Source organism: Allobosea sp. P4_E12, from assembly GCF_056401655.1.
This window is the reverse complement of the sequence record NZ_JBFUIY010000002.1, coordinates 69,675-84,550: the sequence shown is the minus strand read 5'-3', so window position 1 is coordinate 84,550 and position 14,876 is coordinate 69,675. Positions and strand designations below refer to the sequence as shown.

The following is a 14,876-nucleotide window of genomic DNA, read 5'->3' as shown; positions in this document are numbered from 1 at the left end:
CAACATCGTTCGCACACTCCCGTCATTGTTCGATGGCTTTGAGATGTGGCAGAAGCGCTCCGGAGGATCCGCATGACCGATTTGCCCACCCTGTCCGAGATCAAGGCCGCCAAGGCTCTTGTGGACACTGTCTTCCCGGGAACGCCGCAATATGCCTGGCCGCTGCTGCAGCAGCGTCACGGCTTCGAAATCGTGGTGAAGCACGAAAATCACACGCCGATCGGGGCTTTCAAGCTGCGCGGCGGCATCGTCTATCTCGACCGACTGAAGCGCGAGCGCCCGCATGTGAAGGGCGTCGTCTCGGCGACACGCGGCAATCACGGCCAGAGCATCGCGATGGCGGCAAGCGGAGTCGGGCTGCCTTCGGTGATCGTCGTGCCGCTCGGCAATGCTGTGGAAAAGAACGCCGCCATGAAGGCGCTCGGAGCCGAGCTGATCGAAACCGGCCGGGATTTCGACGAGGCCCGGGCCGCGGCTCAGCAAATCGCCCGCGAGCGCAGCTATGAGATGGTGCCGTCCTTCCATCGCGATCTCGTCTGCGGTGTCGCAACCTATGCGCTCGAGCTTTTCACTGCGCGGCCGAATCTGACGCGCGTCTATGTCGGGATCGGACTTGGCTCCGGCATCTGCGGCCTGATTGCCGCGCGCGATGCGCTCGGCCTCAAGACCGAGATCATCGGCGTCGTCTCGGAGATCGCCGATTCCTACGCCCGCTCGGTCGAGGCGAAACAGGTGGTCGCGGTCGAGGATGCTCCGAGCTTTGCTGACGGCATTGCGGTCCGGGTGCCCGATGCCGGTGCGCTCACGATCATCCTGAAGGGCGCGGCGCGGATCGTGCGCGTCAGCGAAGATGCGATCGCCGAGGCGATCCGGAGCTATTATCTCGACACCCATAATCTCGCGGAAGGGGCCGGGGCTGCGCCGCTGGCGGCAGCAGCAGCCGAGTTCGAACTCAACCAGGGCGCCTCGGTTGGCGTCGTCCTTGGGGGCGGCAATATCGACATGCCGGTCTTCCGCAAGGTTCTTGCCGGGGAAACCCCTCGCATTGGCTAGTTCGAAAGCTGCCGACGCAGCGGGTTGGAAGTGCTGGTCGCTGGCATTTCTCAGCGCGGCGCTCGCCCTGGTCCTGCTTGTCTTCGGCTTCATCGCGGTGATGGATCCGTTCGGTTCGCGCCTTGCCACCGGACAGGCGGCGCGCCCGCTGATGGATCTCAACCAGCGCTACATGTACCCGCAGCTCGTCCGCTCGGGCGCGTTCGATTCTGCCATCTTCGGGACATCGACGATGCGGCTGCTCGACCCTGCGGTCCTGTCGCAAGGCCTCGATGTCCGCATGGCCAATCTCGCCATGAACGCTGCCACCCCTTGGGAGCAGGTCCAGATGGCGGAGTTGTTCGCGCGCAAAACGGCTACGCCCAAGGCTGTAATCTGGGGCATCGACACGACATGGTGCGATCCCGATGCGACCGAACCAGGTAAACGCCTGACGCCGCGCCCATTTCCGCCCTGGCTCTATGACGACGCCCGCTGGAATGACTGGCCGAAGCTGATCAACCTGACCACGCTGGAAATCGCGGGCCGCCTTCTGGCGCATAGGCTCGGATATCTGCCTGAGCGGATCCGCCGCGACGGCTACGAAGTGTTCACGCCACCAGAACAGACGTATGATCTGGCGCGGGCTCGCTCTCACTTGTTCCACGACTTTGGCGGCGTTGCTCCAGACCTGGCTCCGATCGTGCCGGCGACGAAGGTGGACGCGACGGAACGGGAAAGCTGGCGCTTTCCCGCGCTGGGCTGGCTCGACACGGCCCTGGCAGCACTTCCGGGGCAGACGAAAAAGCTGATCGTTCTTCCGCCGGCTCATCTCACGGCACTGCCGCGTGAGGGCTCGGCAGGCTGGCAGCGCTACGCCGCCTGCAAGGAGGCGCTCCGAACCCTCGCCGCGCGGCGCGGCGCCGTCATCGCCGATTTCGCTCATCGCTCGATGGTCACGCAGCAGGATAGCAATTACTGGGATCCGCTGCATTTCCGGCTGCCGATCGCGCGGCGTGTCGAGGCTGACCTGACAGCGATCGCGCGCGACGCCCAGGTGAGTTCGGACGGCTTCGTGCAGGTCTCCCGGCCCTGATCGTTAACCCGGCATAAACCACGCAAGGCTAGCCTGCCGGCATGGTCGTCCGCCGTGGTCTCAGATCCTTTTTCATCACGCTCGCGCTCTATCTCGTATCGAGTGGAGCGGTCGGCTACTTCATGTTCCATGCCCAGCATGGCTCGCGCGGGCTCGAGGCCCGCGGCGGCCTGCAGGAATCGCTGCGGGTCATGGAGGATGAGCTCAAGGAGCTCACCACCGAGCGCAAGAGCTGGGAGCAACGCCTCGCCCTGATGCGCGACGAAGCCGTCGATCGCGATCTGCTGGAAGAGCGCGCGCGCGCGTCGCTCGGCCGGATCCATCGGAACGATGTCATCATCATGGGGCGCTGAGGAGCGGGAAAAGCCGCAGAATAGTTCCGGTTACATCGATTAACTGAATTCCAGTTAATACATGAAATCTTAGAAATATCAGCGACATAACTCATGCTGCATTGCGAGATACCTCCCTCRCCAAGGGGTATGTGATCCTCTACAACCAAGGTCGAATGATCTTGGAGGATCGCCGATGGCCGTTGCCGCGCGCAAGACGAAAGCTCCCGCTCAAGCCAAAACCGCGACCAAGGGCGCGGCAAAGGCCAGTTCAGCCAAGACAACTGCGGAGAAGGGGGCGGCCAAAGCGTTGAGCAACATGCCCGCCTTCACAAGGGAAGAAGACCTTCACGCCTATTACGAGATGCTGCTGATCCGCCGCTTCGAGGAGAAGGCCGGGCAGATGTACGGCATGGGCCTGATCGGTGGCTTCTGCCACCTCTATATCGGCCAGGAAGCCGTCGTCATCGGCATGCAGATGGCCTCGAAGGACGGCGATCAGGTCATCACCGGCTATCGCGATCACGGTCACATGCTTGCGACCGGAATGGAATCACGCGGCGTGATGGCCGAGCTGACCGGGCGCCGCGGAGGCTACTCCAAGGGCAAGGGCGGCTCGATGCACATGTTCTCCCGCGAGAAGAACTTCTACGGCGGGCACGGCATCGTCGGCGCGCAGGTATCGCTCGGTGCAGGCCTCGGTTTCGCCAACTGGTACCGGGAGGACGGCCGGGTCTCGATGACCTATTTCGGCGACGGCGCGGCCAATCAGGGCCAGGTCTATGAAAGCTTCAACATGGCCCAGCTCTGGAAGCTGCCGGTCGTGTTCGTGATCGAGAACAACCGCTACGCCATGGGCACTTCGGTCAACCGCGCTTCGGCGCAGACCGATTTCTCCAAGCGCGGCCTGTCCTTCTCCATTCCCGGCGAGCAGGTCGACGGCATGGATGTCCGCGCCGTGCGCGCTGCCGGCGAGCGTGCCATCGCGCATGCCCGCTCGGGCAAGGGTCCCTACATTCTCGAGATGCAGACCTATCGCTATCGCGGTCACTCGATGTCTGATCCGGCAAAGTACCGCTCCAAGGACGAAGTCCAGCGGATGCGCGAGGAGCATGATCCGATCGAGCAGGTGAGGGGGCGCCTCACCCGCGATTTCAAGATCGCCGAAGACGAGCTCAAGGCGATCGACGCCAAGATCCGCGAGATCGTCAACGACGCGGCCGAATTCGCAACGCATGATCCGGAGCCCGATGTCTCGGAGCTCTTCACCGATATTACGCTGGAGCACGCCCGGGCCTGAGGCCCGGACCGCGCCTAAGTCTCTGCCGGCCTTGCCGGCATCTCCTGATCCCGCGTCCTTTCAAATTCCGGGTGTGTTCATGCCGATTGATATCCTTATGCCCGCGCTTTCGCCCACCATGGAGGAGGGCAAGCTCGCCAAATGGCTCAAGGCCGAGGGGGATGCCATCAAGGCAGGCGACATCCTGGCCGAGATCGAAACCGACAAGGCGACCATGGAAGTCGAAGCGGTCGACGAAGGCATCCTTGCCAAGATCCTGGTTGCCGACGGCACCGAGAACGTCGCGGTCAATACGCCGATCGGCGTGATCGCAGCCGATGGTGAGGATGTGAAGGCGGCAGCCTCAGGCGGCGCCAAGCCGGCGGCGGTTGCCGAGAAGCCGGCCGAGCCCGAGGCCAAGGCGGAGAAGGCCTCGGCCGAAGCGCCTGCGGCCGCCGCCACGCCGAGCGTACCTGCTCAGGCGAAGTCCTATGACGCGTCGAGCGAGTTCCCCGCGGGTGCGGAGGTCGTCACCATGACGGTCCGCGAGGCGCTGCGCGATGCCATGGCTGAGGAGATGCGTCGGGATGGCGATGTCTTCGTCATGGGCGAAGAGGTCGCCGAGTATCAGGGCGCCTACAAGGTCACGCAGGGCCTGCTCCAGGAATTCGGCCCCAAGCGCGTCATCGACACCCCGATCACCGAGCACGGCTTCGCCGGTATCGGCGTTGGTGCGGCGCTGACCGGCCTGAGGCCGATCGTCGAGTTCATGACCTTCAATTTCGCCATGCAGGCGATCGACCAGATCATCAACTCGGCGGCCAAGACGCTCTACATGTCSGGCGGCCAGATGGGCTGCCCGATCGTCTTCCGCGGACCCAACGGTGCTGCCGCCCGCGTCGCCGCCCAGCACAGCCATGACTACGCCGCCTGGTACTCGAATGTGCCCGGCCTCAAGGTGGTGATGCCTTACAGCGCCTCGGACGCGAAGGGCCTGCTGAAGAGCGCGATCCGCGATCCGAACCCGATCATCTTCCTTGAGAACGAGATTCTCTACGGGCGTACCTTCGAGGTTCCGAAGGGCGACGACTTCCTGATCCCGATCGGCAAGGCCAAGGTCGTGCGTCCGGGCACGGATGTCACCATCGTCTCCTTCGGCATCGGCATGACCTATGCGCTCGGCGCCGCCGAAGCCCTGGCCAAGGAAGGCATCGAGGCCGAAGTCATCGACCTGCGCACCATCCGGCCGATGGATATCGAGACGGTCATTGCCTCCGTGCAGAAGACCAACCGCTGCGTCGCAGTCGAGGAAGGCTTCCCGCAGTCCGGCGTCACCGCCGAAATCGGCATGCGCATCATGGAAGCGGCCTTCGATTATCTCGACGCGCCGGTCGCCCGCGTCACCGGCAAGGACGTGCCGATGCCGTATGCGCATAATCTCGAGAAGCTCGCCCTGCCGAATGTCGGCGAGGTCATCGCGGCGGCGAAGGCCGTCTGCTACAGGGCCTGATGCCGTGGCGCTGACCGTCCCTGCCATGATCGCAGCGGTCGGCCTCGCAGCTGCCGGGGCCTCTGGAGCGGTCGCGTATTTCAAACCTCGGGAGCGGCTTCGGCCGCGCCCGCTGGCTCCGCCGCATCTAGCGGGCGCCCGCCTGCGCCTGCACCGCCTCGATCTCTGCGCCTACCTGCTGGCGGCGGGCGGCGTGCTGACGCTGATCCCGGAGGCAGTCCAGACCTTCGCTCCCGAGCTGATGTTCGGGAGGACGCTGGCCGGCACCGCCCTGGAACATCTCGACTATATCGCCTTCGTTTTCGTGTCCCTCAGCTTCGGCATGGGCCTGACACGCCGCCTGCTGCTCATCCAATTGGAAAAAGCGAGCCTCCAGCCATGCCCGTAAACATCCTGATGCCCGCTCTCTCGCCGACCATGGAGAAGGGCAATCTCGCCAAGTGGCTCAAGAAGGAAGGAGACGCCATCAAGTCCGGCGACATCCTTGCCGAGATCGAGACCGACAAGGCGACGATGGAGGTCGAAGCCGTCGACGAGGGCATCCTGGCCAAGATCGTGGTGCCGGAAGGCACGGCCGATGTCGCGGTCAACGAAATCATCGGCGTGATCGCCGGCGAGGGCGAGGACGCCAAGAGCGTATCGGCCCCCAGCACCGCGCCCGCCAAGAGCGAGACTGCGCCGAAGGTCGAGGCCAAGGCAGCAGCGGCAGCTCCCGCAGCTGCCCCGGTTGTGGCTGGGCAGCCCGCTGCGCATGCTGCCGACGGCAGCCGCCCCTTCGCCTCTCCGCTGGCGCGTCGCCTCGCCAGGGATGCCGGGCTCGATCTTGCAAAGGTCCAGGGCTCGGGCCCGCACGGACGGATCGTCGAGCGCGATATCGAGACGGCGAAGGCCGGCGGCGCCGCCAAGGCCGCGCCGGCAGCCGCTCCTGCGGCAGCCACGCCCAAGCCGGCGGGTGCCCCGCTCGCGGCCGGCCCCTCCGACGAGGCGGTCAAGAAGCTGTTCGAGCCAGGCTCCTATGAGGAGATTCCGCATGACGGCATGCGCAAGACCATCGCGCGCCGCCTGACCGAAGCGAAGCAGACGATCCCGCATTTCTACGTGACGGTCGATTGTGAGCTCGACGCGCTGCTGAAGCTGCGCGCAGAACTCAATGCTGCGGCACCCGAGAAGGACGGCAAGCCGGCTTACAAGCTTTCGGTCAACGACATGGTGATCAAGGCTCTCGCCCTGGCGCTGCGCGCCGTGCCGGATGCCAATGTCAGCTGGACCGACGGTGCCATGCTCAAGCACAAGCATGCCGATGTCGGCGTCGCGGTATCGATCCCGGGCGGCCTGATTACGCCGATCATCCGCGACGCCTGCCACAAGCCGCTGAGCCAGATCTCGAACGAGATGAAGGACATGGCGGCGCGTGCCAAGACCCGCAAGCTCAAGCCCGAGGAATACCAGGGCGGCACGTCGGCGGTCTCCAATCTCGGCATGTTCGGCGTCAAGGATTTCGCCGCGGTGATCAACCCGCCGCATGCGACGATCCTTGCGGTCGGCGCCGGTGAGCAGCGCGCCGTGGTCAAGAACGGTGCGCTGGCGATTGCGACCATCATGTCGGTGACGCTCTCGACCGACCACCGCGCGGTCGATGGCGCGCTCGGGGCGGAACTGCTGCAGGCCTTCAAAGGCTATGTGGAGAAGCCGATAGCGATGCTGGTGTGATGGGCGTTTAGACGTCGCAAGAGTCGGATTGGCCTGCACGACGATCGGTTGAGGGGACAAATGGGCGCAAGCCACAGAGACAGGCGGTTGGGAAGGTATTCGCTGATCGCCTCAGTTCTTCCCCTGTTGCTTACTGCCTGTCAGACCCCTCATTCGGCAGCGACCTCGCCAGCGAAAGAGGTCAACGCGAGCCATCCGCCTGTGGTTGAGTTCGGACCAGCGGTCGCGCGCGAATATCGCAGGCCGAGGGCACTGTTCGCGCCGCGGCCCGTGCTGACCCAAGCGGACTACACCTCGCGCAACACGCAACCCAAGGCAGCCTCGGGAACGGCAGCGTTCCCCCGAGCCTATGCCGCCCCGGAGGTGAGCGCGTCGTTCTTCGCCGACAGAACGATCGTTAGCCATAGCCCTCAGCACGGCACTCAGGTCGAGTATATCGCACCAAACGGCACGACCTTTCTTTGGTATCCCGGAAACGATGTGATCCTGCGCGGGACCTTCAACGTGCTTTGGGAAAACGCCTCGGCTGAGATCGACGATCCTCAGGAAGGGCGTTACCGCGGCCAGATCAACCTCAACTATGTCTGCTTCCGCTATGCTGCGAATTCCTACAATCCCGTGACGGGGCATCGCGGTAGCGGGTTTGAATGCGGCAGCTACGCGAAACAGCGTGAAGCATTGAGGGAGACCCGCAAGGGCGACGTCTTTGGCCTCGCCGCGCGCACCAAGGCCCCATTCCTGCTTGGGCGGGAGCCACAATCCATCGCTGCCTTGCAGAAGCTGGGGGCAGCGAAACAGCAATGGTAGCCGATCGAGCTTGGCGTCTGCACCGCGCGGCGCGACGGGTTTCGATTTAGAACAAGGGTTAGGGACATGTCCGACTACGACGTCATCRTCATCGGCTCCGGCCCCGGCGGTTACATCGCAGCGATCCGCTCGGCGCAGCTTGGCTTCAAGACGGCGATCGTCGAGCGCGAACACCTTGCCGGCATCTGCTCGAACTGGGGCTGCATCCCGACCAAGGCCTTGCTGCGCTCGGCCGAGATTCTGCATTACGGCCAGCATGCCAAGGACTATGGGCTGACGCTCGAGGGCTCCTTCAAGGCCGATCTTGCCGCCATCGTTCAACGCTCGCGCGGCATCGCCGCCCGCATGAACAATGGCGTCCAGTTCCTGATGAAGAAGAACAAGGTCGACGTCATCTGGGGCGAGGCCAAGCTGACCAAGCCCGGCACGATCGTGGTCGGCAAGACGGCGAAGCCTGCCATGCAGCCGCAGGTTCCACCGCCGAAGAATGCCAAGGGCGAGGGCAGCTACACCGCCGACCACATCATTGTCGCGACGGGCGCACGCCCGCGTGCTCTTCCCGGTCTCGAGCCGGATGGCAAGCTGATCTGGACCTATTTCGAGGCGATGGTCCCGCAGAAGATGCCGAAATCGCTGCTGGTGATGGGCTCGGGCGCGATCGGTATCGAGTTCGCCTCATTCTACCGCACCATGGGCGTCGAGGTGACGGTGGTCGAGGTGCTGCCGCAGGTCGTGCCGGTCGAGGATGCCGAGATCGGCGCCTTCGCCCGCAAGGCCTTCGAGAAGCATGGCATGAAGATCATCACCAGCGCCAAGGTGACCAAGGTCGAGAAATCGGCGGATTCGATCACGGCCCATATCGAGGACGACAAGGGCGCCAAGCAGACGATTCAAGCCGATCGCATGATCTCCGCCGTCGGCGTCGTTGCCAATGTCGAGAATCTCGGTCTGGAAACGCTCGGGGTGAAGACCGATCGCGGCTTCATCGCCATCGACGAGTTCTGCCGGACCAATGTGAAGGGCATCTACGCGATCGGCGACGTCGCGGGGCCGCCGATGCTGGCGCATAAGGCCGAGCACGAGGCAGTGATCTGCGTCGAGGCGATCAAGGGCCTTCATCCGCACCCGATGGACAAGAACATGATCCCGGGCTGCACCTATTGCCACCCGCAGATCGCCAGCGTCGGCCTGACCGAGGCCAAGGCCAAGGCGGCAGGGCACGAGCTCAAGGTCGGCCGGTTCAACTTCGTTGCCAACGGCAAGGCGGTCGCGCTCGGCGAGGATAGCGGCCTGGTCAAGACGATCTTCGATGCCAAGACCGGCAAGCTGCTCGGCGCGCATATGGTCGGGGCGGAAGTGACCGAGCTGATCCAGGGCTTCGTCGTCGCCATGAACCTCGAGACGACCGAGGAAGAGCTGATGCACACCATCTTCCCGCATCCGACGCTGTCGGAGACGATGAAGGAAAGCGTGCTCGACGCCTATGGGAAGGTGCTGAACGCGTAGAGATGCTGAACCGGGCGCCCTCCGCGCCAGGTTCCGTGATGGCAGACTGACACACGAGAGCTGGAGACCACCATGGATCTGCGTTCGATTATCGTCGCCATCATCATCGGTCTCGTCGCCGGCTGGCTCGCCAGTATCGTCGTCGGTGGTGGTGGGCTTGTCCGCTACATCATCACCGGCCTGATCGGCGCCTTCGTCGGCAGCTTTCTGCTCTCGGCGATTGGCGTGAATCTCGGCATCGGCAACCCGCTGGTCTCGCAGATCATCACGGCGACGATCGGCGCCATCGTCGTGGTGCTGCTGGCGCGTCTGATCGCCTGACATTTCCCGGTCTGGAAACTCGCGCTGTGCGAGGGCATATCCCAGCGATGACGACACGCCCGCGCACGCGCAAATCCCGTGGTCACGACCGCGTCATCCCCGATGACAAGGTCGAGGTCCTGCCTCCTGGTCGCGGCCTGCCATTGGATTGGCGGGCGCTCGCGCCGACGATCCTGCTCGGGACCGTGACGGGCTTCGTCGCCAGCCTCGTGGTGGGCGGTGGCGGGCTGATCCGTCACGCCGTTGTCGGAGTGCTCGGCATGCTGGTCGGGCAGGGGCTGGTGCGGATCACCGGCTGGCGGGTGCGGACCGGACACGCCTTTCTCGACGAGGCGGCAATGGCGGTGCTCGGCGCGATCCTCGTGGTGCTGCTGGCCAGGTTCATCGCATGACGACCGGTGCAGGCCGTCCCCGGCCTGTCCGACGGATTCATCCTGCAGGCTGACGAAAGGGACGACGGATCATGGATAGCCCCATCTACGCCGCACTCGGCACGCCCGGCTACGGCTTCTTCGCGACACTGCTGATCGGCCTGCTCGCCGGCTGGATCGCGGAGCGCATCACGTCGTCCGATCACGGCCTCTTCACCAACATGCTGGTGGGCGTGGCAGGCTCCTTCGTCGGCAGCCGCCTGGCCGAGCTGCTCGACATCCCGATCCACGGCTTCCCTCGCACCCTGGTCGCGGCCATCGCGGGCGCCTGCGTGGTGATCGTGATCTGGAACGCGTTGCGGAAACCTGCAGCCTGACGCGACCTCCGGTCAGGTTGCCGCCGGGCCTGATGCAGATTAGCTAGAGCAAATTGGCGCCTCTTGCAGGCGCCGGGTGACTGGAAACGACATGGCTCTCGTTCTCGATCTTCTGAACCGCGACCCGCGGCCCAATGTCGGCAATCCCAAGGCGGATGCCAAACCTGCGGCCGAGTTGCGCCATCCCGAGAAGCAGAAGCGCCCGGAGAATCCCGTCCTTCGCAAGCCGGACTGGATCAGGGTGAAGGCGCCCGGCTCACCGAAATGGGCAGAAACGCAGAAGATCGTGAAGGAGAACAAGCTCGTCACGGTCTGCGAAGAAGCGGGCTGCCCGAATATCGGCGAGTGCTGGGAGAAGAAGCACGCCACCTTCATGATCATGGGTGACACCTGCACGCGGGCCTGCGCCTTCTGCAACGTCAAGACAGGCGTGCCCCAGCCGCTCGACCAGGAGGAGCCGCGCAAGGTCGCCGAAGCCGTGGCCAAGCTCGGCCTCGAGCATGTCGTCATCACCTCGGTCGACCGCGATGATCTCGATGACGGTGGTGCGGAGCATTTCGCCCGCGTGATCCGCGCGATCCGCGAGGCTTCGCCCGGCACGACGATCGAAATCCTGACGCCGGATTTCCTGCGCAAGCCCGGCGCGCTCGAAGTGGTGGTCGCGGCCAAGCCGGACGTGTTCAACCACAATCTCGAAACGGTGCCCGGCAAGTACCTGAAGGTGCGCCCCGGCGCGCGCTACTTCCATTCGCTGCGCCTGCTGCAGCGTGTGAAGGAACTCGACCCCACCATCTTCACCAAGTCCGGCATCATGGTCGGTCTCGGCGAGGAGCGGAACGAGATCCTTCAGCTGATGGACGACCTGCGCTCGGCCGACGTCGATTTCATGACCATCGGCCAGTACCTCGCGCCCTCGCGCAAACATCACGCGGTGATCCGCTTCGTCACGCCCGACGAATTCAAGGGTTTCGAGGCGATCGCCTATGTGAAGGGCTTCCTGATGGTGTCCTCGACGCCGCTGACGCGGTCCTCGCATCACGCGGGTGAGGATTTCGCGCGGTTGAGGGACGCCCGCGCAGCCAAGCTCGGCGGTTGAGCGCGTAGCATCTCATGCCGATGTTCAACAGCACCCGCCGGGTGAAGCACTCGCCGGAGCGGATGTTCGCGCTCGTGGCGGATGTCGAGAAATACCCCCAGTTCCTGCCGCTTTGCGAAGGCTTGGTGGTACGACGCCGGACGCCGCGCGAAGGCGGCGGCGAGGTGCTGATGGCCGACATGACGGTCGGCTACAAGGCGATCCGCGAGACCTTCACCAGTCGCGTCACGCTTGATCCTGCCAACCTGAAGATCCTTGTCGAGTATGTCGACGGCCCGTTCCGGCATCTCGAGAACCGCTGGAGCTTCAAGGCGATGGAAGGAGGCTGCGAGATCGCCTTCTTCATCTCCTATGAGTTCGCCAGCCGCATGCTCAGCCTGCTGATGGGTACGATGTTCGACAAGGCCTTTCGCAAGTTCGCCGAGGCTTTCGAGAGGCGGGCCGACCTGGTCTATGGCCGTGCCCGGACCACGGTCACCGATGGCTCAGCGCCGCCTGCTTGAGCATCTCGAGCGCCTCGATGACCGAGAGGCGGCGGATTTCGTCTCTCCCCTGATCGCCGAAGCGCTTTTCCCGATGCGTGGTCAACGCGGTTGACGCGCAGCCGAAATGGACGAGCCCGACGGGTTTGGCGGCGCTGCCTCCGCCCGGCCCGGCAACGCCGGTGACCGCGACGGAGAGATCGGCCTTGAGCACCGCGCGGCCGCCCTCCGCCATGGCGCGGGCAACCGGCTCGCTGACCGCACCGTAGCTGTCGATCAGCGTCGCACTCACGCCTGCCAATGCAGTCTTGGCGGCGTTCGAATAGGTCACCAGCCCGCCATTGACGACGTCCGACGAGCCCGGGATTGCGGTCAGTGCGCCCGAGACGAGCCCACCTGTGCAGGACTCGACCGTCGCGACGCTCAGTCCACGATCACGGCAGATCGTCAGAACGTCGATGGCCAGTGCGGTGATCTCGGAATCGAACATGGTGGTTGCCCCTACTCGTCGTTGGGCAGGCGCAGCGTGGCTGTTGCCAAGGCCGCCAGCCCTTCGCCGCGACCGGTAAAGCCCATGCGTTCCGATGTCGTCGCCTTGAGCCCAACCTGGTCAAGCCGCACACCCGTGACTTCGGCGATCCGCGCCCGAATCTGCTCGCGATAGGGGCCGACCTTCGGTGCCTCGCAAACGATGCTGAGATCGAGATGGTCGATCACGCCGCCGCGCCCGCTGACGCGCTCGGCGGCAAATGCGAGAAAGCGGTCGGATGAGGCCCCGCGCCATTGCGGATCGCTCGGCGGGAAATGCGTGCCGATATCGCCATCCGCCAGCGCCCCGAGAATGGCATCGGTCAAGGCGTGCAACGCAACGTCGCCGTCGGAATGGGCTCGCACACCGCGCGAGTGCGGAATGCGGACACCACCGAGCCAGACATGATCGCCATCGGTGAAGGCGTGGACATCATAGCCGGTACCGACCCGGGTGGTCAGCTGCCTGCGGAGCCTCTCTTCCGCCAGCACAAAATCCTCGGGATGCGTCAGCTTCACGTTCATGGCCTCTCCAGGGAAGGTCGTGACCGCATGGCCCGCCCATTCGATCAGGGCGGCATCGTCGGTGAGACCGGTGACAGCTGCGGCAGCTGCCGCCTCATGGGCTGCCAGCAACGAGCGGAAGGCAAAGGCCTGGGGCGTCTGCACGCTGACGAGCTGGTCGCGGGGCGGTGTCTCGATGATCTGTCCCTTGCCGTCCACACGCTTGATCGTGTCGGTGACCGGCAGGGCAGGGATAGAAGCCGAACCGCTCTGCGCGGCTTCGATTGCGCGCTCGATCAAGTTTCGGGACGCGAACGGTCTGGCTGCATCATGGACCAGCACGGTTCCATCGAATCCTGATGCTGCCAATGCCCGCAGGCCAAGTCGCACCGAGTCCTGCCGGGTCGCGCCCCCCGTGACCGGGCCGAGCAGCTTGCCGGACGAGAAGCCTGCGACAGCATCGGCATAGCAGGCCTCATCACCGGTCCCGATGACGACCACGACATGGGATATTGCCCGCTCAGCCAGCAATGGAAGCAGGGTTCGCCGCAGGACTGGCAGGCCGGCGAGAAGGCGATATTGCTTTGGCAAGTCTCCGCCGGCACGCAGGCCGCGCCCCGCCGCAACGACGAGGGCCGCCACCGACGGAAGACTTGTCACTGTTTCGGACGACACGGCAAGGCTCCAGCTAGAGCCCGGTTGATAGTCGCCGGTTATGCAATCGCCAAGTGCGGCGCGAAGCGCTGCGACCATCCGTTCCGGGCTGCGTCGATATTGCATTGCAGCATTGGTTCGAAATCCCTTGCGCTGATGCAGCAATGTCCAATAAATAGCCACAATGGATATTGCCTCAAAATCGGGCGACGAACTCTCCGGCATTGCCGGGGTTGCGATCGCCTCCCGAGCCTTTCTGGCGCCGATGTCGGGCGTCACCGACGTCGTGATGCGTCGCATCGCTGCGCGATTCGGTGCGGGGCTCGTCGTCTCAGAAATGGTCGCATCCGACGAATTCGTGCGCGGCAGCGAAGAGGCCCGGTTGCGCGCCGAGGGGGCAGGGGTCTTCCCGCATGTCGTCCAGCTTGCCGGCTGCGATCCGCACTGGCTCGGAGAGGCTGCCCGGCTGGCCGAAGCAACCGGGGCGCAGATCGTCGACATCAATATGGGCTGCCCCGCCAAGCGCGTGACGGGCGGCTGGGCCGGTTCGGCGCTGATGCGCGATCTCGACCATGCGCTTTCGCTTGTCGAGGCGGCGGTCAGTTCCGTGAACATTCCGGTGACGGTGAAAATGCGGCTCGGCTGGGATGACGCGTCCCGCAACGCGCCCGAGCTGGCGCACCGCGCCATATCCGCCGGCGCCGCGATGATCACGGTCCATGGCCGCACCCGGCAGCAATTCTACAAGGGCGTCGCCGACTGGCGTGCGATTCAGGCCGTGCGCGAAACCGGTGATTTCCCGCTCGTTGCCAATGGCGACATTCATGGCGTCGCCGATGCCGAGGCATGCCTTGAGCGCTCGGGCGCGAATTTCGTCATGGTCGGACGCGCGGCTCTGGGGCGGCCCTGGCTTGTCGGCGCGGTGGGCGACGCACTCGCCGGACGCCAGGTGACGGAGTTGAGCGCAGCACAGAAGCATGCGGTCGCGCAGGAACACTACGAGGGCCTGCTGTCCCTGCTCGGCCGCGAGCAGGGCGTGCGTCATGCCCGGAAGCATCTGGCCGCCTATGCCGATGAGGCGGTCGCAACCGGCTGCGCCCCCGACCCCGAACAACGTCGCGCGCTCTTGACCACGGATGATCCTCATCAGGCCCTGCGCGCGCTGGCTGCCTTGTTTTCCACTGAATGCAGCCGCGAGGCAGCCTGAGCGAGGACGATTGCGTATGGCGATGGCGTTTGCCGACGAGGTTGGCGATGAGCGGGATCTGACC

Annotated in this window: 17 protein-coding genes; 15 read left to right on the top strand and 2 right to left on the bottom strand. The window is 64.6% G+C overall.

Annotated features, from left to right (window positions below; genetic code table 11):
* Positions 1–72 precede the first annotated feature (72 nt).
* The 14 genes from AC1DW9_RS02485 to AC1DW9_RS02420 all read left to right on the top strand — a co-directional run bounded on the left by AC1DW9_RS02485 (position 73) and on the right by AC1DW9_RS02420 (position 11,940).
* The gene (locus tag AC1DW9_RS02485) at positions 73–1,053 is read left to right on the top strand and encodes a threonine dehydratase (RefSeq protein ID WP_441491643.1); all 981 of its coding nucleotides are present in this window, start codon (positions 73–75) and stop codon (positions 1,051–1,053) included.
* On the top strand, positions 1,046–2,128 hold the full coding sequence (locus tag AC1DW9_RS02480; protein ID WP_441491642.1) for a hypothetical protein: 1,083 nt from the start codon (positions 1,046–1,048) through the stop codon (positions 2,126–2,128). Before AC1DW9_RS02485 ends, AC1DW9_RS02480 begins: the two co-directional genes overlap by 8 nt.
* Positions 2,129–2,169: 41 nt before the next feature.
* Positions 2,170–2,481: an FtsB family cell division protein gene (locus AC1DW9_RS02475; RefSeq protein WP_113512615.1), complete on the top strand. Its 312-nt coding sequence runs from the start codon at positions 2,170–2,172 to the stop codon at positions 2,479–2,481.
* A 298-nt stretch (positions 2,482–2,779) separates the two neighbouring features.
* On the top strand, positions 2,780–3,760 hold the full coding sequence (gene pdhA, locus AC1DW9_RS02470) for a pyruvate dehydrogenase (acetyl-transferring) E1 component subunit alpha (RefSeq protein WP_244523678.1): 981 nt from the start codon (positions 2,780–2,782) through the stop codon (positions 3,758–3,760).
* A gap of 79 nt (positions 3,761–3,839) precedes the next feature.
* The gene (locus AC1DW9_RS02465) at positions 3,840–5,249 is read left to right on the top strand and encodes a pyruvate dehydrogenase complex E1 component subunit beta (protein ID WP_441491641.1); all 1,410 of its coding nucleotides are present in this window, start codon (positions 3,840–3,842) and stop codon (positions 5,247–5,249) included.
* Between the two features lie 4 nt (positions 5,250–5,253).
* Positions 5,254–5,637 (top strand): hypothetical protein, encoded by a 384-nt coding sequence (locus AC1DW9_RS02460; protein WP_113512609.1) that lies wholly within the window; start codon positions 5,254–5,256, stop codon positions 5,635–5,637.
* Positions 5,628–6,959, top strand: coding sequence for a pyruvate dehydrogenase complex dihydrolipoamide acetyltransferase (locus tag AC1DW9_RS02455; protein WP_476776552.1), 1,332 nt, complete (start codon positions 5,628–5,630; stop codon positions 6,957–6,959). The genes AC1DW9_RS02460 and AC1DW9_RS02455 overlap by 10 nt, the downstream gene beginning before the upstream one ends.
* Positions 6,960–7,019: 60 nt before the next feature.
* On the top strand, positions 7,020–7,766 hold the full coding sequence (locus tag AC1DW9_RS02450) for a YqhG/Tai3 family protein (RefSeq protein WP_476776551.1): 747 nt from the start codon (positions 7,020–7,022) through the stop codon (positions 7,764–7,766).
* A gap of 66 nt (positions 7,767–7,832) precedes the next feature.
* Positions 7,833–9,272: a dihydrolipoyl dehydrogenase gene (lpdA, locus tag AC1DW9_RS02445; RefSeq protein ID WP_476855017.1), complete on the top strand. Its 1,440-nt coding sequence runs from the start codon at positions 7,833–7,835 to the stop codon at positions 9,270–9,272.
* A gap of 72 nt (positions 9,273–9,344) precedes the next feature.
* The gene (locus AC1DW9_RS02440) at positions 9,345–9,593 is read left to right on the top strand and encodes a GlsB/YeaQ/YmgE family stress response membrane protein (protein ID WP_441491637.1); all 249 of its coding nucleotides are present in this window, start codon (positions 9,345–9,347) and stop codon (positions 9,591–9,593) included.
* A 47-nt stretch (positions 9,594–9,640) separates the two neighbouring features.
* Positions 9,641–9,985, top strand: coding sequence for a GlsB/YeaQ/YmgE family stress response membrane protein (locus AC1DW9_RS02435; RefSeq protein WP_441491636.1), 345 nt, complete (start codon positions 9,641–9,643; stop codon positions 9,983–9,985).
* A 71-nt stretch (positions 9,986–10,056) separates the two neighbouring features.
* Entirely contained in the window at positions 10,057–10,341 is a 285-nt protein-coding gene (locus tag AC1DW9_RS02430) for a GlsB/YeaQ/YmgE family stress response membrane protein (RefSeq protein ID WP_069880860.1), read from the top strand.
* Between the two features lie 91 nt (positions 10,342–10,432).
* Positions 10,433–11,437, top strand: coding sequence for a lipoyl synthase (gene lipA, locus AC1DW9_RS02425; RefSeq protein ID WP_441491635.1), 1,005 nt, complete (start codon positions 10,433–10,435; stop codon positions 11,435–11,437).
* A 14-nt stretch (positions 11,438–11,451) separates the two neighbouring features.
* A complete protein-coding gene (locus AC1DW9_RS02420; protein WP_476776549.1) occupies positions 11,452–11,940 on the top strand; it encodes a type II toxin-antitoxin system RatA family toxin in 489 nt (162 codons plus the stop codon).
* Here AC1DW9_RS02420 and AC1DW9_RS02415 read toward each other — a convergent pair.
* Both AC1DW9_RS02415 and AC1DW9_RS02410 read right to left on the bottom strand, forming a co-directional pair.
* Positions 11,912–12,409 carry a CinA family protein gene (locus AC1DW9_RS02415; RefSeq protein ID WP_441491633.1) on the bottom strand — a complete coding sequence of 166 codons (498 nt, stop codon included), beginning with the start codon at positions 12,407–12,409 and terminating at the stop codon, positions 11,912–11,914. The genes AC1DW9_RS02420 and AC1DW9_RS02415 overlap by 29 nt on opposite strands.
* An 11-nt stretch (positions 12,410–12,420) precedes the next feature.
* A complete protein-coding gene (locus AC1DW9_RS02410; protein ID WP_476776548.1) occupies positions 12,421–13,626 on the bottom strand; it encodes a bifunctional 2-C-methyl-D-erythritol 4-phosphate cytidylyltransferase/2-C-methyl-D-erythritol 2,4-cyclodiphosphate synthase in 1,206 nt (401 codons plus the stop codon).
* A gap of 163 nt (positions 13,627–13,789) precedes the next feature.
* Between AC1DW9_RS02410 and dusB the strand changes: the two genes are divergently transcribed.
* A complete protein-coding gene (gene dusB / locus AC1DW9_RS02405) occupies positions 13,790–14,812 on the top strand; it encodes a tRNA dihydrouridine synthase DusB (RefSeq protein WP_476776547.1) in 1,023 nt (340 codons plus the stop codon).
* Positions 14,813–14,876: the final 64 nt, after the last annotated feature.